This window comes from Selenomonas sp. FOBRC9, from assembly GCF_000287655.1.
GTDB classification, from domain to species: Bacteria; Bacillota; Negativicutes; order Selenomonadales; family Selenomonadaceae; genus Centipeda; species Centipeda artemidis.
In genome coordinates, this window is the sequence record NZ_ALJR01000016.1 from 1 (window position 1) to 22,403 (window position 22,403).

Sequence of the window (22,403 nt, forward strand, 5' to 3'; positions counted from 1 at the left end):
GGGAGCCGCTGCGCGCGGAGCTGCCGATGCGCCGCCGCGTACTTCTTCGACTTCTACGTCATAGGCGGTGCCGTTGACAGTGATGTTGAACTTTTTCATGTGTGATTCCTCCAACGTGTTTATTCCAAAGTCTCCGGTATGATGGGATTCCTCAGATACTGCTGCGATTTGCAATCGTCCAGATCTCTGCCGGCTTAATGCTGACAGCGACGACCTTGCTGCCCATCGCCGACTGAACGGCGGCGGTGATGGCGGCGATAATTTCCGGTGCAACGCTGCTGTTAGCCATGCTATCCCTCCTAAGGAATTAGAGCGGAATGTTGCCGTGCTTCTTCGCCGGGTTCGCCTCACGCTTGCTCGAGAGTGCGTTGAGCGCCGTGATGATGTACGGACGCGTCTCGCTCGGCGTGATGACCATATCGACGTAGCCGCGCTCTGCCGCCTTGTACGGCGTCGCAAATTCCTTGATATATTCTGCTGTGCGCGCTTCCTTATCCGGATCCTTACGGAAGATGATGTTGGCTGCGCCCGCAGGTCCCATAACGGCGATCTCGGATGTCGGCCATGCCATGACCTGATCCGCGCCGAGCTCACGGTTGCACATTGCGATGTAGGAACCGCCGTATGCCTTGCGCGTGATAACCGTCACCTTGGGCACGGTTGCTTCGCTGTATGCGTAGAGCATCTTTGCGCCGTGACGGATGATGCCGTTGTACTCCTGGTTGACACCCGGGAGGAAGCCCGGAACGTCGACGAGGTTGACGAGCGGAATATTGAACGCATCGCAGAAGCGGATGAAGCGCGAGGACTTGCAGGATGCGTCAACGTCGAGGCAGCCTGCCATGACGTTCGGCTCATTCGCGATGATGCCGACCGCGCGGCCATCGAAGCGTGCGAAGCAGCAGATGATGTTCTTTGCGTAGTGCTCGTGCACTTCGTAGAACTCGCCGTTGTCGACGATGCTGCGGATGACGTCCTTCATGTCATACGGTGCATTCGGGTTGTCCGGCACAACGGAGTTGAGCGACTCGTCCTGACGATCCGGATCATCGCCCGTATCAACGCGCGGGGTCTCTTCCATGTTGTTGCTCGGGAGGAAGGAGAGAAGATAGCGGATCTGCTCGATGCAGTCCTCGTCGTTCTCCGTTGCGAAATGCGCAACGCCGGAGCGGCTGTTGTGCGTCATCGCGCCGCCGAGTTCCTCTGCCGTAACCTCTTCCGCTGTGACGGATTTGATAACCGCAGGGCCCGTGATGAACATCTGGCTCGTGTTCTTCACCATGTAGATGAAATCCGTGAGTGCCGGGCTGTAAACGGCGCCGCCCGCGCAGGGTCCCATGATGACGGAGATCTGCGGGATCACGCCCGAAGCCTTCGTGTTGCGGTAGAAGATGCCGCCGTAGCCGGAGAGCGCGTCGACTGCCTCCTGGATACGTGCGCCGCCGGAATCGTTGATGCCGACGCACGGTGCGCCCATCTTCATCGCGAGATCCATGACCTTCCAAATCTTGTGGGCGTGTTTCTCACCGAGCGAGCCGCCCTCGACGGTGAAGTCCTGTGCGAACGCATAGACGAGACGGCCGTTGACCGTGCCGTAGCCCGTAACGACGCCCTCGCCGGGCAGTTCCTTCTCCTCCTGCCCGAAGTTCGTGCAGCGATGCTTCACGAACAGATCGAGCTCGACGAAGCTGCTCTCGTCAAAGAGCAGGTTGAGACGCTCGCGCGCCGTCAGCTTCCCTTTGGCGTGCTGCTTCTCGATGCTCTTTGCGCCGCCGCCCTGCATGACATGCTCTTTTTTCTTGAGCATCTCATCAATTTTTTCCTGGACTGTGGACATCATATCCCTCCTGATGTTTATATGTGGAATCTACGGCAGTGCGGCGGGGATGAGTCGCGCTCTGCCGGGGAATCGCCCAATGAAATGATATGCGTAGAAGAGCCGCCTCAGCGATCCTCATGCTCGCAGATCTCAAGGAGAACGCCCTTCGTCGCTTTCGGATGAAGGAACGCAATCTTTGCGCCGCCCGCACCGATGCGCGGCTTCTCGTCGATCATGCGGACGCCCTTTGCCATGAGGTCGGCAATTGCGTTCTCGATATTGTCGACACGCAGAGCGACATGCTGGATGCCCTCGCCGCTGCGCTCGATGTACTTCGTGATCGGGCTGTCCGGCGCCGTGCCGATCAGGAGCTCAATTTCGCTGCCGTTCGGGGTCGGATGGAACGTCGTCGTGACTTTCTGCTCGGCGACCGTCTCCTGATTCGTGCAGGGGATGCCGATGACATCCGACCAGAACGATTTGCCCTCTTCGAGGTCTTTCACTGCGACACCGATGTGATCGATTCCCAAAACCTTGAACATTGTTAATCCTCCTCATCAAGGAAATGCCCGCGCAGAGTGATCCGGCGCTCGGTATTTCCCTATGACAACATTTCGGCCATGACCTCGCCCACTACGGTGTAGGGGTCTGTCTCATGTGCCTTGATCTGCGCCACATACGCGTCGAGCCGTCCGGTACTGACGATTCGTTTTTCGATATGGCGCCCCACCCCCGCATGGAGGATGTCGAGCATCTCGTCGCGTGTACGGCGTGTCCGCCGTTCCGTGAGGACGCCGTTTCCTTCGATATGGGCGCGGTGTTCTTCGAGCGTGTCCACCAGATCCTCGATTCCTTCGCTGCGGTTGGCAACGACTTTGCGGATCGGCGGCCGCCAGTCTGACATATGATCGTCAAGATCCAGCATCATATTGATTTCGCGGACGAGTTTATCCGCACCGTCAAGATCGGACTTGTTGACGGCGAATACATCGCCGATCTCCAAGATGCCCGCCTTAATGGCCTGAATATCGTCGCCCATACCGGGGATCAAAACGACCATGGTAGTGTCCGCCGCCCGCACAATGTCCACCTCGGACTGCCCGACACCGACGGTCTCGACAAAGATGATATCTTTGCCGAACGCATCCATGACCTTTACCGCGTCAGCAGTCTTGTGCGAAAGCCCGCCAAGGCTGCCGCGCGTTCCCATACTGCGGATAAATACGCCCTCGTCGAGCGTCAGGTCGTTCATACGGATGCGGTCGCCCAAGATGGCGCCGCCGGAAAAGGGGCTTGTGGGGTCGACGGCGATGATGCCGACGGTTTTCCCGCGTTTGCGGTATTCCTTGGCAATCTTATCCGTCATGGTGCTTTTCCCAGCACCGGGGGGTCCCGTAATGCCGAGGACATAGGCGTGTCCCGTGTGTGGATAAAGAGCCTTCATGATGTCCGTCGCGCTCTCGCGCTCGTTCTCAATCGCCGTAATGGCGCGTGAGAGGGCAAGGCGATTGCCGCGCAGCACTTCGGCGGCGATATCCATATTACCCGCCTCCTTCGCGTCGCTGCTTCCATCAAAACATGTCAGGTGGATGGCAGTGAAGAGATTCCGCTGCCATCCACCTTTCTAAAAATGCGTTTGTTACGCTTTTACATGTGCCTTGATGAAGTCAACAATCGCGCCGGTCGGCGTTCCGGGTGTAAAGACTTCTGCGACGCCCGCCTGTTTGAGTGCGGGAATGTCGCCCTCGGGGATCACACCGCCGCCGATGATCAGGACGTCGTTCATGCCCTTGCTGCGGACGAGATCCACGACCTTCGGGAACAGATGCGGATGCGCACCCGAGAGGATGCTCATCGCGATGACGTTGACGTCTTCCTGCAGTGCCGCTTCCGCGATCTCCTCGGGCGTCTGACGAAGACCTGTGTAAACGACCTCAAATCCGGCATCGCGCAGTGCGCGTGCGACGACCTTCGCGCCGCGGTCATGCCCATCAAGACCGGGTTTCGCAACGAGTACTCTGATTTTCTCTGCCATTTTTATATTCCTCCTGAACCTTGCATTCACCAATTCATTACAGGTTGACGTGTGCTTCGTATTCGCCGAAGACTTCGCGCATCACGCCGCAGATCTCGCCGAGCGTTGCGTAGGTCTTGACCGCTGCGAGAATATGCGGCATGAGGTTCTCGTCCTCGTCCGCACAGGCGTTCTTCAGATCCGCCAGAGCAGCCTGAACGGCGGCGTTGTCACGCTTTGCCTTCATAGCCTCAACCTTGGCCTTCTGTTTCTCGCCGACAGAAGCGTCAACCTTGAGCAGGTTCTTCGGAGCTTCCTCTTCCACCTGGAATTTGTTGACACCGACGATGACGCGCGCGCCGGACTCAACATCCATCTGCCACTTGTAAGCGCTGTCCTGAATTTCCTTCTGGATATAGCCCTTCTCGATCGCCGCAACAGCGCCGCCGATATCATCAATCTTCTTGATGTATTCCCATGCCTCCGCCTCGATGCGGTTCGTCATGGCCTCTACATAGTAGGAGCCTGCGAGCGGATCGATGACGTCGGCAAGCCCGCTTTCATACGCAACGATCTGCTGCGTGCGGAGAGCGACCATAACCGATTCCTCCGTCGGAAGCGCGAGCGCTTCGTCGCGGGAGTTCGTATGCAGCGACTGCGTGCCGCCCATAACCGCAGCTGCGGTCTGGAGTGCAACGCGGACGATGTTGTTGTTCGGCTGCTGCGCGGTCAGCATGGAGCCGGCCGTCTGCGTGTGAACGCGGAGCATCATGGACTTGGGTTTCTGCGCATGGAAACGCTCTTTCATGACCTTTGCCCAGACGCGGCGGGAGGCACGGAACTTCGCAACTTCTTCGAGCACGTTGTTGTGTGCGTTCCAGAAGAAGGAGAGACGTCCCGCGAAGTCGTCGACGCTGAGCCCCGCCTTGATGGCGGCTTCAACGTAGGCGATGCCGTCCGCAATGGTGAATGCAATTTCCTGCGAAGCGGTGGAACCTGCCTCGCGGATGTGGTAGCCGGAGATGGAAATGGTGTTCCAGTTCGGCACGTTCTTGGAGCAATATTCAAAAATGTTCGTGATGAGACGCATGGACGGACGCGGCGGGAAAATATAGGTACCGCGTGCCGCGTATTCTTTCAGAATATCGTTCTGAATGGTCCCTTTGAGTTTGTCCGCGGAGACGCCCTGCTTCTCTGCCACAGCGATATACATCGCGAGCAGAACGGAAGCCGGTGCGTTGATCGTCATGGACGTGGAGACTTTGCCGAGGTCGATCTGATCGAAGAGGATCTCCATATCGGCAAGCGAATCGATCGCAACGCCGACCTTTCCGACCTCGCCCTCAGCGATGGTATCCGTGGAATCGTAGCCGATCTGCGTCGGGAGATCAAACGCGCAGGAAAGCCCCGTCGCACCGCTTTCGATGAGGTAACGATAGCGCTTGTTGGATTCCTCCGCTGTGGAGAAGCCCGCGTACATACGCATGGTCCAGAAGCGCCCGCGGTACATCGTCGGCTGAACGCCACGGGTATAGGGATAAACGCCGGGGAAACTGAGATCCTCCGCGTAGTCCGTCTCCTTGATGTCGAGCGGGGTGTAAAGCCCCTGCGCCGGAATGTTCGGGCGCGCGGGGAACTTTGCGGTTGCCTTCTCTACGTTGGCATTGTACTGATCAAGCTCCGCCTGGATTTTCTCATTGCTCATTTGGATTTTTTCCTCCTATGCTCTTTTCAGTTTTTGCGCTTTGTGCGCTAAAGTGCTTTTTGCACCTTTTATCTGTTTTATTTCTGCATCGACCCCGTTGTTACGAAGCGCTGATGGAAGGAAAGCGCCTCATCGAGCAGATGCGGTGTCTGTGCGCCCTTGGTTGCCGCAAGCGCACGGTTGTAGTAATCGAGCAGAATCGGACGATAGTCCGGATGTGCACAGTTGTTGATGATCTCGAGGGCGCGCTGGCGCGGGGATTTGCCGCGCAGATCCGCAACGCCCTGCTCCGTGATGACGACGTCAACGTCGTGTGCGCCGTGGTCAATGTGTGCGCAGAACGGAACAATGGACGAGATCTTTCCGCCCTTTGCCTCGGACGTCGTGTAAAAGATCGTGAGGTAGGCGTTGCGCGCAAAATCGCCGCTGCCGCCGATGCCGTTCATCATCTTCGTGCCCGTAACATGGGTGGAATTGACGTTGCCGTAGATATCGACTTCGATCGCGGTGTTCATCGCGATGACGCCGAGACGACGGACAACCTCGGGGTTGTTCGAGATCTCCTGCGGACGGAGCATCATGATCTTCTTGTACTTGTCGATGTCCTTGTAGAAGCGCTGCAGCCCTTCCGGAGAGGGAGAGAACGCCGTGCCGGATGCAAACTTCAGCTTGCCGGCATCCGCAAGGTCGAACATGCCGTCCTGAATGACCTCGGTATAGACCTCAAGATCCGTGAAGTCAGAGTTGACAAAGCCTGCGATAACGGCGTTTGCCACGTTGCCGACGCCCGACTGGAGTGGGAGAAGCCCTTTGGGCATACGCCCCGCCGCGATCTCCTTCTTGAGAAGCTCGACCGTGAACGCACCCATCTTGCGCGAGGCATCGTCGAGCGGTGCGAGCGCACGCGTCTTGTCGGTGATGTCACAGGGGACGATGTACTTGATCTTCTCGAGCGGGCACGGAATGAAGTTCGTGCCGATACGGTCGCCCGCCTTCGTGATGGGAATCGGCAGACGGTTCGGAGGATCGAGCGGGATATAGATGTCGTGCATTCCGACCAGCTCCATGGGCTGGCTGGTGTTGACCTCGACGATGACCACATCCGCGGTCTGCACATAGGACGGGGTGTTGCCGACCGAGGTCGAGGGGATGATGCCCTCCTCGGTGATCGCAACCGCCTCAATGAGCGCGACGTCGATCTTGCCCAGGAAGCCCTCGCGGCTCTGCTGCGCGACTTCCGAAAGGTGCATATCGATGTAGTTCACTGCTCCCGAATTGATCTGATTGCGCAGCGGCGTGTTCGTCTGATAGGGCAGACGCTGCTCAATGCCGTTTGCCTCGGCGAGCGCGCCGTCCAGCTCGGGACCTGTGGATGCGCCTGTCCAAAGATTGACCTTGAACGGGCTCTTCTTCATCCGCTCCGCGATGGCGAGGGGCACTGCCTTCGGATAGCCGGACGGCGTAAAGCCGCTCGCACCGATGGTCATGCCGTCCTTAAAATACTCGGCAGCTACTTCCGCACTCACGATTTTGTCCGCAAGGGACTTAGGTACGCGATCGGAAATATCGATCATAGAAAAACCTCCCTCTTGCTACACCGACCAGTTCTCTTGGCGGCTGCTCTTCTGATACATCTATGGCACCGCGCCGGAACACTCGTAATCCATCCAAAACATGAGGTAAAAACCTCCGTGGAGAGTAGATGTAAACGCTTTGAATAGTTACGAGTTATCATAGCTGCATATGCCAATTATATCTGCCCCTTAGAATATCACGAAAAAAAATTACCGTCAAGATTGTATTGACGGCATTTTCTGTGATTTGTGAAAAAAAGTGCACGCAAGCGCTATTCTATATTATTTTTCTATGACAATTCTTCATCTTCAACCGCAATATGTGTGAGCGAATAAGAAAGACTGCTGAGTCCGACGGACAGATCCTCACTGATCAGCGGAATGTTTTCCGGCACAGAGAGCTTCACGGGAGCGAAATTCCAAATCCCCCGTATCCCCGCTCCTACCAGTCTGTCGGCAACTTCCTGTGCATGCGCGGCAGGCACGGCGATGACGCCGATCTGAACGCCGCGTTCGGCGACGATCTCGGGGAGGTACGCAATGTCCTCGACACGCCGCTCGCCGAGGCGCGTTCCGATGACGACGGGATTCACGTCAAAGAGCGCGGCGATGCGAAAACCAAGGCGCGTGATCCCCTGATAGTTTGCAAGTGCAACGCCGAGATGTCCCATGCCGACGATGGCAATATTAAACCGCTGGTCAAGCCCCAAAATCCCGCCGATATTTTCCTTGAGTTCAGCGACGTAATACCCGACGCCTTTTTTTCCGAACTGACCAAAGACCGCAAGGTCTTTGCGAATCTGTTCGGGATTGACGGAGGTACGCCTGCCGATCTCTTCAGAGGACGTGATCTCGACGCCCTCGTCCGCGAGCAGACGCAGACAGCGGTAGTACCGTGGAAGCCTGTCTACCGTTGCCTTGGAAATTGAACTGTTTTCCTGCATACTCATCCTTCCTTCCGTTCCCCCGCGATCGCATGTACGGCAGCCGTCATTGCGGCAAGCATCCACAACAGCATGGAGGACGGAATGTTAAACAACAGGTGATCGGTGAGCCCGTTCAGAGCGACGGAGCAAAATGCAAGCCCCAGACCCAGGCTAAGCCCGTCAATAAATTTATCACTGCGCCACGCCTCGAGCCCCGCGCGCACGTCGGCGAGCGTTTTCCACGCCCGCTCATGCACGGCGAGCTGCGCTTCCCACGGCGGCGTATCGCGCTTTGTGCGCAGAGCAAGCACGAGCGTCCCGAAAAAGAACCACAGGAACGCGAGCGCCCCGGGGATGCCGATCTCTGCGGCGTAGTTCAGATACATATTGTGCGCGTGTACGATCTGCACGGGCGCGCCCTGCAAGTAAAAATCGTAATCGGGATAGACCACGAAGTACATCCCCCACCCAATGCCGAGAAAGGGATGGTCTAAAATCATCGCGACAGTGCTCTCCCAGAACGCGAGACGCATCTCCGAAGAGGTATCAATGTGCGTAAATACCGAGAGCAGCCGATCCGTCAGCACAGGGTCAAAGGCAAGAACAAGCCCGCAAATCACCGCAATTCCCGCGAGGATGCGCAAATCACGCAAGATGCCATAGCCTGCAAGCACCGCGGCAATGACAAGGCACGCGCCGCGCGCATAGGTCATGCCAAGGCACGCGAGTGCTGCGATGAGAAGGACAATTGCAAGGATGCGCAGCCAACGCTGAAGCCCGGTCATGAGACCAACCGCGATACAGGCAACGATGTCGAGATAGCCTGCAAGGATATTCGGATTTTCCCATGTGGAAAAAACCCGTTTCGACAGCTCCGGGAAGGACTCGCCGTCCACCCATTTCATCGCGGAGATATCAATGCCGAAAATGAACTGATAGAATCCGTAAAGGATGACAATCCCTGCGGCAATTGCCATGACGAGTACCGTATGCCGCAGCGACGCCGTGTCGCGCAGCGTTTGACCCGCGAGCAGGTAGGTCAGCGCATAGACCGGGACAAGATGATAAAAGTTGTAGAAACTGAACGCCTTATCCGGTGCAGCGGCGACGGATGCCAATGCGATGACGACAAAGAGAAGCGCGGGCGCATCGTACGGCAGCCGCCGCAGACGGAACTCCGGATCGATGCGCAGCCGAAGCGCAAGTGCCCCGCATCCGACGAGCAGGACTGCCATCGCAGCGAGCGGTACGAGAGGGATGAGGAAAGCCTCCGCGAGCACTGCATAACGCATGACGGCGCCCATGCGTGCCCCCCATCGGCGGCGCCGCCGGAAGCGGCGGCGCTGCTTGACGTAATCCTCCGCCATCCGCTCACCTCCCCGCTGCGCGCAGGAGTTTGCGCACGCCGCCGACAAGATAGAGCGACCCACAAGCGACGAGCAGTGCATCGCCGTGTGCGCGCCGCTCCGCCTCAACGAGCGCCGTTTCCACATCACTGCAGGCAACGGTATCCAGCCCCATCGCAGCGGCGACGGCAGCGACGACATCCGCGCCCGCTGCACGCTCGGAATTCGGACGTACCGTGACGACCACATCCCCGGGACGCAGAAGGATACTGAGCATCGTGTCGATGTCCTTGTCCTTGAGGATGCCAAGCACAAAGACACGCTGCTCCTTCGGGAAATAGCGGTCAAGACTCGCCCGCAGCGCCGCCATCCCCGCCGGATTATGCGCACCGTCCACAACGGCGTCCCCCGCCGCCCATGATCGAATCTCAAAGCGCGCGGGATGCCGCACATGTGCCAGCGCCGTCCGCAGCGCCTCTTCCGTAATGCGCGCATCATCGCGCTCGAGGAGCTTTGCCGCCATGATGACGAGGGCGGCATTCTCCGCCTGATAGGTTCCTGCAAGTGAGAGCTCAAACGGCGCAGGCTCACGGCAGACAAGCGAATGAAACGCAACGCGCTGCCCTCCGCCCGCCGGGAAAATCATATCGGCAGAAAAGTCCTCGCCATAGACAAAGACGTCCGCCGTCATCTCCTCCGCACGCGCTTGGATGATCTCAAGCGGCTCACCCGACGCCGCCGTGATCACAGGCACGCCCTCCTTGATAATGCCCGCCTTGTGCTCGGCGATGCCCGCGAGCGTACCGCCGCAGCGGTCGGCGTGATCCATGGCGACATTTGTAATGATGGTCAGCATCGGCTCTATGACATTTGTCGAATCGAGCAGACCGCCGAGCCCCGTCTCAATGACGGCGATCTCCACCTTCTCCTCGGCAAAATAGAGGAACGCGAGCGCCGTCAGTGCCTCGAACTGCGTCGGGTGCTCATGTCCCTCCGCGGTCATCGCGTCCGCCGCCGCACGCACGCGCGTTAAGAGCGCGGCAAACCGCTCCTCGGAGATGTCCTCTCCGCCGACGCTCATGCGCTCCGTATAGGAAATGAGATGCGGCGACATATAACGTCCGCAGCGAATGTCTGCCGAGCGGTACACGGCATCCATCATCTGTGTCACGGAGCCCTTGCCGTTCGTCCCCGCGATGTGGATCGTCCGATACGCGCGCTCGGGATGCCCCAGCCGCGCGCACAGCTCCTCCATCCGCGAGAGACCCAAGCGGATACCGAACGTATTCAGTTCGTCCAGATATGCCAGTGACTCTTGATAGTCCATCGGCGTACCTCAGAGTTTCGCGAGATCCGCAAGGCGGGTTCTGAGGAGCGCGATTTTCTCCTCATATCCCGCGAGCTTTTCGCGCTCCGCCGCAACCACCTGCACGGGGGCTTTGGAGGTAAAGCCCGCGTTGGCGAGCTTGCCCGACAGGCGAGCAATCTCCTTCTCGAGATTTACCTGTTCCTTTTCAAGGCGTGCGCGCTCCTTCGGGACGTCAATCAGCCCCGCGAGCGGCAGATAGACCGCCGCGCCCGCGAGTGCCCCCGTCACCGCATTCTCCGGATCGGATGCGTCCGCCGCGAGGAACGTCACGGACGAAGCGGAGGCAAGCGCGAAGAAATAGTCCTCGTGCGCCGCAAAGACCTCCCGCAGCGCCCCGTCCGTCACGCGCAGGATGAGCTCGCTCTTCTTGCCCGGGGGCGTGCCGAGCTCCGCGCGCAGGTTGCGCACGGTCTTAATGACCTCCATGACGGCGGTCATATCGCGCTCCGCCGCCGCATCGAGGTCGCTCTCATGCCCCGCCGGCCAGTGCGCCGTCATGATGCTCTCGCCCTCATGCGGCAGCTTTTGCCAAATCTCCTCCGTGAGGAACGGCATGAAGGGATGCAGGAGACGCAGCGTCCGCTCGAGCACGGTGCGCAGCACATAGAGTGCCGTATTCTTCGCGCGGATATTCTCTTTATCGTAGAGCCGCGCCTTCGTCAGCTCGATGTACCAGTCGCAGAACTCGCTCCAGAGGAACTCATAGATCGTGCGCCCCGCCTCGCCGAGCTCGTATTTCTCGAGGTTCGCCGTCACGTCGCGCGCCGTCACCGCACAGCGCGAGAGGATCCAGCGGTCGGCGAGCGTATAGTCCTCCGCCGCGGGGACGAAGGAGGTGTCCGCCCCCTCGAAATTCATCAGCATGTAGCGCGATGCGTTCCATATCTTATTGGCAAAATTACGCGCCGCCTCGACGCGCTCCCAGTAAAAACGCATATCGTTGCCCGGCGTATTGCCTGTGATGAGCATGAACCGGAGCGTGTCCGCGCCGTATTTCTCAATGACCTCGACGGGATCGATGCCGTTGCCAAGGGACTTTGACATCTTGCGCCCCTCGCTGTCGCGCACGAGCCCGTGGATGAATACGTCGCGGAACGGCACGTCGCCGCCGAACCGCAGCCCCATCATGACCATGCGCGCCACCCAGAAGAAGATGATGTCGTAGCCCGTGACGAGCGCCGCCGTCGGGTAAAAATGACGCAGATCCTTCGTATCGTCCGGCCATCCCATTGTCTCAAACGGCCAAAGCCCCGAGCTGAACCATGTGTCGAGGACGTCCTCGTCCTGCCGAATGTGTGTCGAACCACAGTGCGCGCACGCCGTCAAATCCTCGCGCGAAACGCTCGTCTCGCCGCAGTCGTCACAGTGCCACGCGGGGATGCGGTGTCCCCACCAAAGCTGACGCGAGATGCACCAGTCGCGGATATTCTCGAGCCAGTTTTCATAAATCTTCGTAAAGCGATCGGGCACAAAGCGGATACGCCCGTCCCGCACCGCCGCGATCGCGGGCTCTGCAAGTTCCTCCATGCGGACGAACCACTGCTTTGAGGCGAGCGGCTCGATCGTCGTGCCGCAGCGCGAGCAGTGTCCGACCGCGTGCTCATGTCCCTCGGTCGAGACCAGCGCGCCGATCTCCTCGAGCTCCTGCACGAGCGCCTTGCGACAGGCATAGCGATCCATGCCCTCATAACGCCCCGCGCCCGCCGTCATCTTCCCTTCCGTATCGATGACGATGATCTGCTCCAGATTGTGGCGCAGCCCCATATCAAAGTCGTTCGGGTCGTGCGCCGGCGTCACCTTGACCGCGCCCGTCCCAAATGCGGGATCGACATAGGCGTCGGCAAAGAGCGGGATGCGCCGTCCCACGACGGGCAGAATCAGCGTTTTCCCGACGAGATGTTTGTACCGTTCGTCGTCCGGGTGTACCGCGACGCCCGTATCGCCGAACATCGTCTCGGGGCGCGTGGTTGCGATCTCGACGTAATCGTCCGTCCCCTCGATCGCATAGCGCAGATGCCAGAGATGCCCCTCTTCCGTCTCGTGGTTCACCTCGATGTCCGAGATCGCCGTCGTGCAGGACGGGCACCAGTTCGTGATGCGCGTCCCCTGATAGATGAGCCCGTGCTCATAGAGACTGACGAACGCCTCGCGCACCGCGCGCGAGCATCCCTCGTCCATCGTGAACCGCTCGCGCGCCCAGTCGCAGGACGAGCCGAGCATCCGCAGCTGATACATGATGCGGTCGCCGTACTGCTCCTTCCACGCCCACACACGTTCGAGAAACTTCTCGCGCCCGAGGTCGAACCGCGTCGTCCCCTCCGCGCGCAGCGACTCCTCGACCTTTGCCTGCGTCGCGATGCCCGCATGGTCGCAGCCCGGCACCCAGATGACGTTCTTCCCGCGCATCCGCTGATACCGCACGAGGATATCCTGCAGAGTATTGTCGAGTGCATGCCCCATGTGGAGCTGTCCCGTCACATTCGGCGGCGGGATGACGACGCTGTACGGTTCGCGGCTCTCGTCCGCCTCTTGATGAAAAAATCCGTGATCTTCCCAATACGCATACCATTTCCGCTCAAAGGAAGCGGGATCGTAGTTCTTCGGAATATTGGCGCCCTGCTCTTCTGACATCTATTTCGTTCCTCCCGAAAAAAGCGCCCCGTCCCGAGGGGGACGAGGGCGCCCGCACATCGTCGTTTATTTTGGTATGAAATACTACGTAAGAGTAGCACAAAACAATATTTTTTGCAAGGATCACGACGTCATGAGAGACGAATGAACCTTAACGACCGCCTTGCGGATCTCCATCGGCTCGCCTGCTGCGACCGTCGGGCGGTGGATTTCCCCCGGCGCAAAGATCGTCACCGTCCCCGGCACGACGTCGATATACTCCGGATCGGGCGTCCCGCGGTAAAAGATCAGATCGCGCTCGGGGATGCGCGCCGCGACCTCTCCCTCCGTGCCCTGCGGCGCATAGTGCAGCCGCTCCGCTCCGCGCGCGAGGTACTGCACATCGTAATACTGCTCGTGCGCCTCCGCACGCTGGTCGCCGTACCGCCGCGTCACCGCGTCGAACACATCCGCGTACATATCCTCGCCCGCAATCTCCACACGCCCCGCCGCCATATTCGCAATATCGCGCAGATGCAAGACCTGCAGCGCCTTTTGAATCGGCGCCGGCAGCGACTTATCCTTCACCATTTCCTTTAGTTGTCCGGTTTGCATATGTTAATCCTCCTTAATTAATCTCTATATTACGGCCACTGCAGCAGCTTTCCGCATACTGCCAAACCATATTCGTAGAAATACCATGTCAAGTGCCTCTTAAACTTCATTCTAGCGAATGACACGCTTTCATGCAAGATAAAATCATCCGCTATAAACATTCGATATTTTTGCATATTTTTTTCTGTTCCACCCGAATCCATCTTGACAAATTCCATTCCCCTATAATATAATAAGCGCGCATTATAATAATATCATAAACTTAAACGGAACAGGTGTCCTTTGGACTTAATAGGGAATTCGGTGTGAAGCCAAAGCGGTCCCGCCACCGTAAGGAAGAGCAATGCTGTATGATGTCACTGGGGAGATCGTCTCCTTGGGAAGGCGCAGCCGCGCGATGATTCCGAGCCGGGAGAACTGCCTGTTTGACGCTCACCGCCTGACCCACGAGCGATGGGGAGGAGAGCCGCGCCCACAGCGGCGGTATGACGGCTTTTTCCTGTGCGGAGAACGCCGTTTTTTTGTGAGATTTTTCCAAAAGGGGGTGAGGAAATGCGTTTATACAGGATGTTGTTCTTTGCTCTTCTGCTTGTCCTGTGCACAGGCGGCAGAGGAATGGCGGCAGAGGTCTCCGGCGATCCGATGATGCTCGAATGGACGACGACAAAGGTGTGGCTGTCCGGGGGAGACCTCTGCGTATCAGGTACCTTCGAGAATCGCCGCGACGACATCACCGTCACGGCGCTGAACGACTTCACCATGCAGATCACATTCACGCGCGCCGACGGCACAACCTACCAATTCATCGGCACACCAAAGCGTCTGCCCATGTGCAAAGTCCCTGCGGGTGAGACAAAGCGTCTGACACTGAACTTCGGTTCGTTCGAGGGTCAGTGGAAAACATGGGTCACAGAACAAAACTACGAATTCTCTTACATCAACGGAGCGCGGTGGTAATCCGCAGACCCTAGAAACATTGAGGAGGAACTATCGGTATGAAGAAGAAACAGCTGTCCGCGCTCGTCGCTATAGCACTCATATCCATTGGCGGAGGGCACGACACCGTCTACGCGGCGCATGACGAGAATCTCAACGAGTATACGCTGGACGATGTCGTTGTCAGCGCTGAGCGTACGAAGGATCAATTCGGCGATACGATCACCGAGCAGTCCTACTATCGCACGGGCGGCGATGTCAAGGTCATCACACGCGAGGAGATCGAGAAACGTCATTATCTTGATCTGACCGAGGCGATCAAGCGCATCCCGGGCATCACGTTCCAGAATCCCGGCTACCGCGGCGGCGAGTACGGTTACGAGTTCTACAACAACGGCATTTCGATCAACGGGGATACGCGTGTGATTATTCTCATCGACGGACGGCGTGTGGACAATCTCACAAGTACGCGTGTCGGAGATACCAGTACCTCCGGCACCAAGTCGACAGGTGTCAATCTCGATCAGATGCTCGGTATCGAGAGCGTGGATAAGATCGAGGTCATCAAAGGCCCGGGCGCATCCGTTTATGGTCCTGATGCGACGGGCGGTGTCATCAACATCATCACGCGCAAAGGCGGCGAAAAGCAACGCGGAACGCTTGACCTTTCCACTGGCGCGTGGCATAAACATAACTATGCGCTCACGCTCTCGGGCAATGCATTCTCTCCGCATGACCTGCGCTACTTCTTTACTGCGAGCCGTAATATGAGCGGCGATACGAAATTTGTAGACGGCGAATCAGGCATCACGGGCACGCTCGGCGGATCAGAGTTCAAAGAGGACGCACTGAATATCCGTCTCGACAAAAAGCTCGGTGACAAACAGAACCTCAAACTCTGGTATAACTTCAAGCAGGGCAAGGATGGCTATCCCATCGCAACTCCTGCACAAAAATATTGGAACGAGTCTGATTGGAACCGAATCATTTTTAACGCTGCCGTTGGTCAACTTGATGCAAACAATGCCATCAAGGGCGCGATCGACCCAAATGATCACATTTGGAAGCCGGAGCGGACGCTCGCGGGAGCAACGCGGAATCCCGGCTACCGCAATCTCTTTGCGCTCGACGGGCAAGTGTACCGCTCTTTCAGCAGATTTAAGAACAACGATTGGGAGCTGACATGGACGTTCCATAAGGAGAATGGTATGGAGAGCTTTGTGCGGCTCTACGATCAGAACCATCGTTACGCCAACAGAGACTATTATCGGTGGCGTTTGGGAAATAAGAGCGCCACCGATTTGGCAAACGAATATCATGCAGCATTCCCGCACGGCGCAACGAACGAGCAGCTGCAAGAGTGGATTCGAGAAAACCTCGCCCCCTTCCCGGGCGGGGATCAAAACAGAGTCAAAGAATGGCTTGCAAAAACAGGCGGTACGGCAAAAGAACCGACAAGCTGGCAGGAGGAACGGAACCGCGGGGTGCAAGTTCAATATGCGAAGGCACTTGGCAAAAATGACGTAATCGCAAGTCTCACCTATGATCGCGCCAAAAACTTCTCCAAGAGTCTCCGCAACAACGGTACGGTTCGGCAATCGCACACAACGCGCAGCTCGATTCTCGGCTATGTGCAGGATAAGATTCATGTCTCAGATAAGTTTGACATTACGCCTGCCCTGCGCTACTCCTACTATTCTTCTTATGAATCAACAACGACAGGCGACGCTGTACAAGGCAAAGGAAAGTCGCATCTCATCACGCCCGCACTCAATCTCCAGTATACATTCGACTACTCCACCAGCCTTTATTTTGGTTGGACAAAGATTTACCGTCCGCTGCGCCAAGGTGATTATACGGAGGTCAACGGCGTCTTCAACACGCCTCTTGAAGATGAACGCGGGAATGTATGGACAATCGGTGTTCAAAAAGAATTCTCCGAGCGGACATCAGCGGCAGTTCACTATGATTGGACGCGCATGAGCAATGCCGTCGCAACACTTCCCATCTGGGACGGAACAGAATTCAGCAGTACGGCGGTCAACGCGCGTGAGGATAAAAAATCCTTTAACCTAACCTTTGACCACAAGTTTAATAAACATGTAACGATGAGTGCCTCCTACTCTCATATGTTGGACAAATGGTCAGCAAAATCTGGCTGGATACTCGATCCGAACTGGGGATATCAAGGAGGACATGATATCAATACGCAGATCAACCGTCTGCGCCCGGCAAATCACTATGCTTTAAATCTGTCCTATGAAAAAGGCAGACTTTATACGGGGCTGCTTGCCAACTGGTATACAGGGGCGAGCCGCAATGCCTTTACAAGCAGCCGGTTTCTCATCCTCGACTGGAATCTCAACTACGAAGTCACAAAGGATTTGACGGCGTATATGGTCATCAACAATCTGACAAACCAAGGCTACGAGACGTCGTTCAATTCATGGACGGGCCTCGGCGGCGCGGCGATGCCGGGACGGAGCTGGATGATCGGCGCGCGGTACAATTTCTAATGCGCCGCGGCATATAGACCGCTCCCTAGGGGCTGTTGCATGATGCAATAGCCCCTTTTTGAGCAGCGCAAACACATACGCCGCCCCCGTAACGCCGTATTTTTGAGGTATATCTCATGTATAAATTGTTATTGCCGGCGCTGTGCGCCCTTCTCCTCGCCGCCTGTGCGCCGATCGTCCGCGTCAATGAAAATGCGGCGCAGACACCCGCGCCGGCGGATGTGTCGCCGCGCGCCGGCTATCCCGTGACGATCGAGAACATCGACGCCAAGGGCAACCCGGCGACGGACACATACGACGCCCCGCCCCGCCGCATCGTCGCCGTGTGGCAGAACTCTATCGAGACGCCGCTCGCGCTCGGTGCGGGCGATCGTCTCATCGCGGGCATGGGCGTCCCCGATCGAAAATATCTCAGCCCCGCATATCAAGAGGCCTATGACCGCATTCCCTATACGAGCCTTGAAAATCTTGACGTCGAAACCGTCCTCATGATGGAACCGGATCTCATCATCGGATGGGCGTCAACCTTCTCCCCGAAGGTGCTGCGCGGTACGGATTTTTGGCATGCGCGCGGGATTCACACCTATATCGCCCCCTCCTCGTCCGCCGCACGCGCAAGAAAAACCATCGACGACGAGTGCCGGGATATTCTGAACCTCGGTAAAATCCTCGGGCATCCGGCGCGCGCAGAGGAACTCGTCCGCGCCATGCGCAGCGAAATCGCTTTCGTCGCGGAGCAGACGCGTGACGCTGCGCGCCGCCCGCGCGCCCTTGTCATCGAGCCGATGGGCAGAGATATCCGCGCGTACGGGGACAACTCCCTCGCGGGCGATATCCTGCGCGCGCTGCACGCGGAAAATCTCGGCGCGGACGGGTTGAATCTCAGCCTCGAACAGATCATCGAGATGGATCCGGATGCGATTTTCCTCGTCGTCGTGGAGTCGGATTACGACCGCGCGGCGGAAATCAAAGCGCGCTTCTGCGACACTCCCGCGCTGCGCGGCCTCTCCTGTATCCGCGCGGGGCGCGTCGATACGCTCCCCCTCTACACGGTTTACAGTGCCGGAACGCGCACGTACGACGGCATCCGAATCATCGCCGCAGGGCTTTACCCGTCACTTTATAAGGAGTAAAATATATGCGGAACTTTTTTCAAAAATGGGGCGTGCTCGGCGTCTGTCTCCTGCTCCTCCTGCTTCTCTGCGCGGCGATCTTCTGGGCGCTCGGCATCGGTACGGTGCATCTGCCCGCAGAGGCCATTTGGAGCGCGGCCGGCGCACAGTTCGCGAGCGGCACGCCCGTCGACGCGCCGGGTAAAGGTCCGGTACACGACATTGTTTGGCTCCTGCGCCTGCCGCGCCTTCTCCTCGCCGTCGCCATCGGCGCGGGACTCTCGGTCTGCGGCGTCATCATGCAGGCCATCGTGAAGAACCCGCTCGCCGATCCCTACATTCTCGGCATCTCTTCGGGCGCTTCGCTTGGAGCGACCGCCGCCGTTCTCCTCGGCGTCGGCGCGGCGTTCGGCGAGAACGCGGTCGGCGTCTCGGCATTCGTCGGCGCGTTCGCCATATCGCTCGGCGTGCTCTTCATCGCAAACCTCGGCGGCCGTGCCAACGCGGTGAAGCTCCTGCTCGGCGGCATGGCGCTCAGCGCCGTGTGCAGCGCGTTCTCAAGCTTTATCATCTATTTCGCCAACAACAAGGACGGCATTCAAACCGTCACCTACTGGCTGATGGGCAGTCTCGCGGGCGCGAACTGGGATACGCTTCCCGTCATCGGCGGTATTGTCGTCCTCGCCGTTCTCTTCTTTTGGACGCAGAGCCGCATCCTCAATCTCATGCTGCTCGGCGACGAATCCGCCGTCACGCTCGGCAAGGATCTGCACGCCTATCGGCAGGCATACCTGCTCGTGAGCGCGCTCATCGTCGGCTTCGCGGTCTATGCGGCGGGCATGATCGGTTTCGTCGGTCTCGTCGTTCCCCACGTCGTCCGTATGCTCATCGGCACAGATCATAAGCGGCTCATCCCCGTGGCCGCGCTCTCCGGCGCCGTCTTTCTCGTCGTCGCCGACGGGCTGTGCCGCGTAATTATCCCGCGCACGGAGCTGCCGATCGGCATCCTCATCTCGATGATCGGCGCCCCCTGCTTCATCTATCTCATGGTGAAACGCACTTACGGATTTGGAGGAAACTGATATGGAAATACTCGCGGAGGCCGTGAAGCTCTTCATCGGTAAGCAGGCGATTCTCAAAGGGATGGATTTTCATCTGCACGATAAGGAGTTTCTCGGCATCATCGGACCGAACGGCAGCGGCAAGAGCACGTTTCTCAAATGCATTTACCGCGTGCAGCGTCCGAGCGAGGGAACGATCTCGCTTGACGGGCGTCCACTCGACGATTTTTCCTATCAAGAGTCTGCACGACGGCTCTCTGTCGTCGCGCAGCACAATTTTTACAGTTTTGACTTCCCCGTGCTCGATGTGGTACTCATGGGGCGCTCTCCGCACAAGAAGCTACTCGAGCGCGACAATCTGCGCGACTATGAGCTCGCACGCAAGGCGCTGGGGGTGGTCGGCATGGCGGCGTTCGAGGAGCGCAGCTTCTCCAGTCTCTCCGGCGGCGAGCAGCAGCGCGTCATCCTCGCGCGTGCGCTTGCACAGCAGACGGAGTGCATGATCCTCGACGAGCCGACAAATCACCTCGACATCAAGTATCAACTCCAGATCATGGACATCGTAAAGGGGCTCGGTCTGACCGTTGCCGCCGCCATCCATGATCTCAACATCGCCGCGCTCTACTGCGACCGCCTCATCGCGATTAAGCAGGGTCAAGTCGTCGGTCTCGGCACGCCGCGCGAGCTCCTCACGGAGGAGTTTATCTACGATCTCTACGAGGTGCGCTCCACTGTCAGCATCCACCCCGATACGGGTCGGCTGAACATCGTATATCTGCCGCAGTACGAGGAGCATCCGTAACCGGTGCGCAAAAAAGGCTGCCGCACATTGGTCAACACCTTTGTGCGGCAGTCTTTTATTGTGCGCGATATTTTTTTAGAAATTATATGTCGCGCCGAGGACGAAGTGCCGAGCGGGCATAGCGTAGGCGCCGCGCTGCGCGCCGAAGCCGATGCCAATGGATTCATAGGCTTCGTTTGTGAGGTTATAGCCTTTCAGATAGACCTTGAACGCATCGCTCACCCGATAATTCACACCGAGGTCGAGGGTAAGATAACTCGTATCGGTGAACCGCTCGATGCTCCGCCCCGTGACGTAGTTCAGATCCGCATCCGCGCTCCAACGGTTCATCGTGTAGGAGAGCCCAAGGTTATACCCGTTCGGACGTGTATTCGTCGAAAGATAGTTTTTGTTCGTATCCGTCGATTCGACATGCGCATAGCTATAGGCGGCGCGCACCGTCCATGCATTGCTTGCGCGGTAGCGCGCGCTCAGCTCCATACCGCGGCGATCCTCGTTGTCCACATTGTAATAGCGCGTATAAACGTTCCACGACCAGTTGAGTGCATCTTTTACCTTGCTCTTATAGATGCTCGCCGAGACGTTCCACTTGCGCGAGAGCTGACTTTCCGCCCCGAGGGTATAGGTCTGTGATTTCTCCTGCTTGAGATTTGGATTGCCCTTCATGTACGGGGTGTCGGCATAGCGCATTTTAAGCGTTGGATTATTGACTGCCTGCCCCCATGAGAAATAGACGTGTGTATTGCGTCCAAATTTTTTATTCAAGCTGATATGAGAGGCGACATCGCCGCCGAAGTCACTGTGATGCTCGTACCGCGTGCCGAGTTTCAGCGCATACCCGCCGCCAAGCTGCCAGTCGTCCTCAGCAAAGATCGCCTTCGTTGTCGCGGACGCGTTCATCTCCGATCCGTCGTTGTTCTCATAGATGCTTTCCTTCGCCCACAGGAATCCGCCGACGAGCATATTCTTATCGCCCAACATCCAAAGTTTTTGTCCTTCAAAGCTGTTGCGGCGCAGCTTATGATTATACGGCGCGCCAAACGGCGAATCCGCCGTGGATTCATTGCGATAATAACGCAGGAACGTCCCCTCGCCGTCCTTCTCCGAGCCGAACATATAGGTGATGCCATAGGCGGTATTCAGCGTTTCCTGACGCCCCGTGTAGGTGGGTTCGCCGGTCTTTGGGTTCTTTAACAAAACACCGAATCCATCGTCCATTTCGTGCCGTGAAAAGTCAAAGCTCAGTCGGTCATTGCCAATGATGCGGTCATAACCCATCGTATAGTCCGTATGCTTGATGTCACTGTTGCCAAAGGTGCGCGTGTCTCCGTCCGCGTTCCGGTAGCGGAAATCATGACTGCGCTCATGCGCAGCGCTTGCCTTGATGCTGTTTTTCGCATCACCGCCGGTCACATAGACGCCCGCACGCTTTTCCCCCCACGCGCCGAGCTGCATGTTCAGCGATCCGGACGGCTTGCCCGTCTTGGCGCGCTTTGTGATGATGTTGATGACGCCCGAGACGGCGCGCTCGCCGTAGAGCGAGGAGTTCGGCCCGCGCACGATCTCAATGCGCTCGACGTTCTCCATCGGCACTTGATCCACGTTGACCGCATTGTCGTCGCCGCTGACCATGAGATGATCCCAGTTGACCTTTTTCCCGTCGACCATGACGAGCACGCGCGAGTCGCCGTTGATGATCGGATAGGCGGCAAAGCCCTTCTTGACGACGTTGATGTTCGCCCCCGCCAGCGCGTCCGAGACGCTCTTGTAGTTGCCGCGCTCGATCTGCGCCTCACTGATGAGCGTGACGTCGGCGGGGACATCGGCGATCTGCGTATCGCTGCGGCTCGCAGTGACAATCACATCGTTTAACGTATAGCTCTCCATTCCCATATCATCGGTATCGGCGGCGTACACCGGTGTACAAAGCCCTGCTCCGACGGTCAGCGCCCCCGCCACAAGCCCGCGCAGTACATTCTTCTTCATAATAAATCCTCC

18 protein-coding genes, 1 pseudogene and 1 riboswitch are annotated in these 22,403 nt (G+C 57.9%); of the genes and pseudogenes, 5 read left to right on the top strand and 14 right to left on the bottom strand.

Annotated elements, in window-relative coordinates; genetic code table 11:
• The 13 genes and pseudogenes from HMPREF1147_RS03870 to HMPREF1147_RS03930 form a co-directional block, all read right to left on the bottom strand.
• A pseudogene (locus tag HMPREF1147_RS03870) lies at positions 1 to 99 on the bottom strand (acetyl-CoA carboxylase biotin carboxyl carrier protein subunit); the annotation flags it as partial.
• A gap of 52 nt (positions 100 to 151) precedes the next feature.
• Positions 152 to 289, bottom strand: a complete 138-nt coding sequence (locus HMPREF1147_RS12160) for a hypothetical protein (protein ID WP_009350212.1) — start codon at positions 287 to 289, stop codon at positions 152 to 154.
• An 18-nt stretch (positions 290 to 307) separates the two neighbouring features.
• Positions 308 to 1,837 carry an acyl-CoA carboxylase subunit beta gene (locus HMPREF1147_RS03880; protein WP_009438198.1) on the bottom strand — a complete coding sequence of 510 codons (1,530 nt, stop codon included), beginning with the start codon at positions 1,835 to 1,837 and terminating at the stop codon, positions 308 to 310.
• A 107-nt stretch (positions 1,838 to 1,944) separates the two neighbouring features.
• Positions 1,945 to 2,361 (bottom strand): methylmalonyl-CoA epimerase, encoded by a 417-nt coding sequence (gene mce, locus HMPREF1147_RS03885; RefSeq protein WP_009350214.1) that lies wholly within the window; start codon positions 2,359 to 2,361, stop codon positions 1,945 to 1,947.
• Between the two features lie 59 nt (positions 2,362 to 2,420).
• Positions 2,421 to 3,359 carry a methylmalonyl Co-A mutase-associated GTPase MeaB gene (gene meaB / locus HMPREF1147_RS03890; RefSeq protein WP_009350215.1) on the bottom strand — a complete coding sequence of 313 codons (939 nt, stop codon included), beginning with the start codon at positions 3,357 to 3,359 and terminating at the stop codon, positions 2,421 to 2,423.
• A gap of 99 nt (positions 3,360 to 3,458) precedes the next feature.
• Positions 3,459 to 3,854, bottom strand: coding sequence for a cobalamin B12-binding domain-containing protein (locus HMPREF1147_RS03895; protein ID WP_009657784.1), 396 nt, complete (start codon positions 3,852 to 3,854; stop codon positions 3,459 to 3,461).
• 37 nt (positions 3,855 to 3,891) lie between these two features.
• Positions 3,892 to 5,538, bottom strand: a complete 1,647-nt coding sequence (locus HMPREF1147_RS03900) for a methylmalonyl-CoA mutase (RefSeq protein ID WP_009350217.1) — start codon at positions 5,536 to 5,538, stop codon at positions 3,892 to 3,894.
• 77 nt (positions 5,539 to 5,615) lie between these two features.
• Positions 5,616 to 7,112, bottom strand: coding sequence for an acetyl-CoA hydrolase/transferase family protein (locus HMPREF1147_RS03905; RefSeq protein WP_009350218.1), 1,497 nt, complete (start codon positions 7,110 to 7,112; stop codon positions 5,616 to 5,618).
• Between the two features lie 290 nt (positions 7,113 to 7,402).
• A complete protein-coding gene (locus tag HMPREF1147_RS03910; RefSeq protein WP_009438154.1) occupies positions 7,403 to 8,056 on the bottom strand; it encodes a redox-sensing transcriptional repressor Rex in 654 nt (217 codons plus the stop codon).
• Between the two features lie 2 nt (positions 8,057 to 8,058).
• Positions 8,059 to 9,405, bottom strand: a complete 1,347-nt coding sequence (locus HMPREF1147_RS03915; protein WP_009657808.1) for an O-antigen ligase — start codon at positions 9,403 to 9,405, stop codon at positions 8,059 to 8,061.
• Positions 9,406 to 9,409: 4 nt separating this feature from the next.
• Positions 9,410 to 10,711 (bottom strand): folylpolyglutamate synthase/dihydrofolate synthase family protein, encoded by a 1,302-nt coding sequence (locus HMPREF1147_RS03920; protein WP_009657803.1) that lies wholly within the window; start codon positions 10,709 to 10,711, stop codon positions 9,410 to 9,412.
• A gap of 9 nt (positions 10,712 to 10,720) precedes the next feature.
• Positions 10,721 to 13,384, bottom strand: coding sequence for a valine--tRNA ligase (locus HMPREF1147_RS03925; RefSeq protein ID WP_009657790.1), 2,664 nt, complete (start codon positions 13,382 to 13,384; stop codon positions 10,721 to 10,723).
• 123 nt (positions 13,385 to 13,507) lie between these two features.
• On the bottom strand, positions 13,508 to 13,978 hold the full coding sequence (locus HMPREF1147_RS03930) for a YhcH/YjgK/YiaL family protein (RefSeq protein WP_009657785.1): 471 nt from the start codon (positions 13,976 to 13,978) through the stop codon (positions 13,508 to 13,510).
• 256 nt (positions 13,979 to 14,234) lie between these two features.
• A riboswitch (cobalamin riboswitch) is annotated at positions 14,235 to 14,418 on the top strand.
• 175 nt (positions 14,419 to 14,593) lie between these two features.
• Between HMPREF1147_RS03930 and HMPREF1147_RS03940 the strand changes: the two genes are divergently transcribed.
• From HMPREF1147_RS03940 to HMPREF1147_RS03960, 5 genes are all read left to right on the top strand, one after another.
• Positions 14,594 to 14,935 (top strand): hypothetical protein, encoded by a 342-nt coding sequence (locus HMPREF1147_RS03940; protein WP_009657806.1) that lies wholly within the window; start codon positions 14,594 to 14,596, stop codon positions 14,933 to 14,935.
• A 38-nt stretch (positions 14,936 to 14,973) separates the two neighbouring features.
• A complete protein-coding gene (locus HMPREF1147_RS03945) occupies positions 14,974 to 17,430 on the top strand; it encodes a TonB-dependent receptor domain-containing protein (protein WP_009657776.1) in 2,457 nt (818 codons plus the stop codon).
• A gap of 116 nt (positions 17,431 to 17,546) precedes the next feature.
• Positions 17,547 to 18,563: an ABC transporter substrate-binding protein gene (locus tag HMPREF1147_RS03950; RefSeq protein WP_009350227.1), complete on the top strand. Its 1,017-nt coding sequence runs from the start codon at positions 17,547 to 17,549 to the stop codon at positions 18,561 to 18,563.
• Positions 18,564 to 18,568: 5 nt separating this feature from the next.
• Positions 18,569 to 19,624: an iron ABC transporter permease gene (locus HMPREF1147_RS03955; protein ID WP_009657796.1), complete on the top strand. Its 1,056-nt coding sequence runs from the start codon at positions 18,569 to 18,571 to the stop codon at positions 19,622 to 19,624.
• Between the two features lies 1 nt (position 19,625).
• Positions 19,626 to 20,405, top strand: coding sequence for an ABC transporter ATP-binding protein (locus HMPREF1147_RS03960; RefSeq protein WP_009657787.1), 780 nt, complete (start codon positions 19,626 to 19,628; stop codon positions 20,403 to 20,405).
• Positions 20,406 to 20,480: 75 nt separating this feature from the next.
• Here the strand turns inward: HMPREF1147_RS03960 and HMPREF1147_RS03965 are convergent, their stop codons facing one another.
• Positions 20,481 to 22,391: a TonB-dependent siderophore receptor gene (locus tag HMPREF1147_RS03965; protein WP_009657780.1), complete on the bottom strand. Its 1,911-nt coding sequence runs from the start codon at positions 22,389 to 22,391 to the stop codon at positions 20,481 to 20,483.
• Between the last annotated feature and the right edge of the window lie 12 nt (positions 22,392 to 22,403).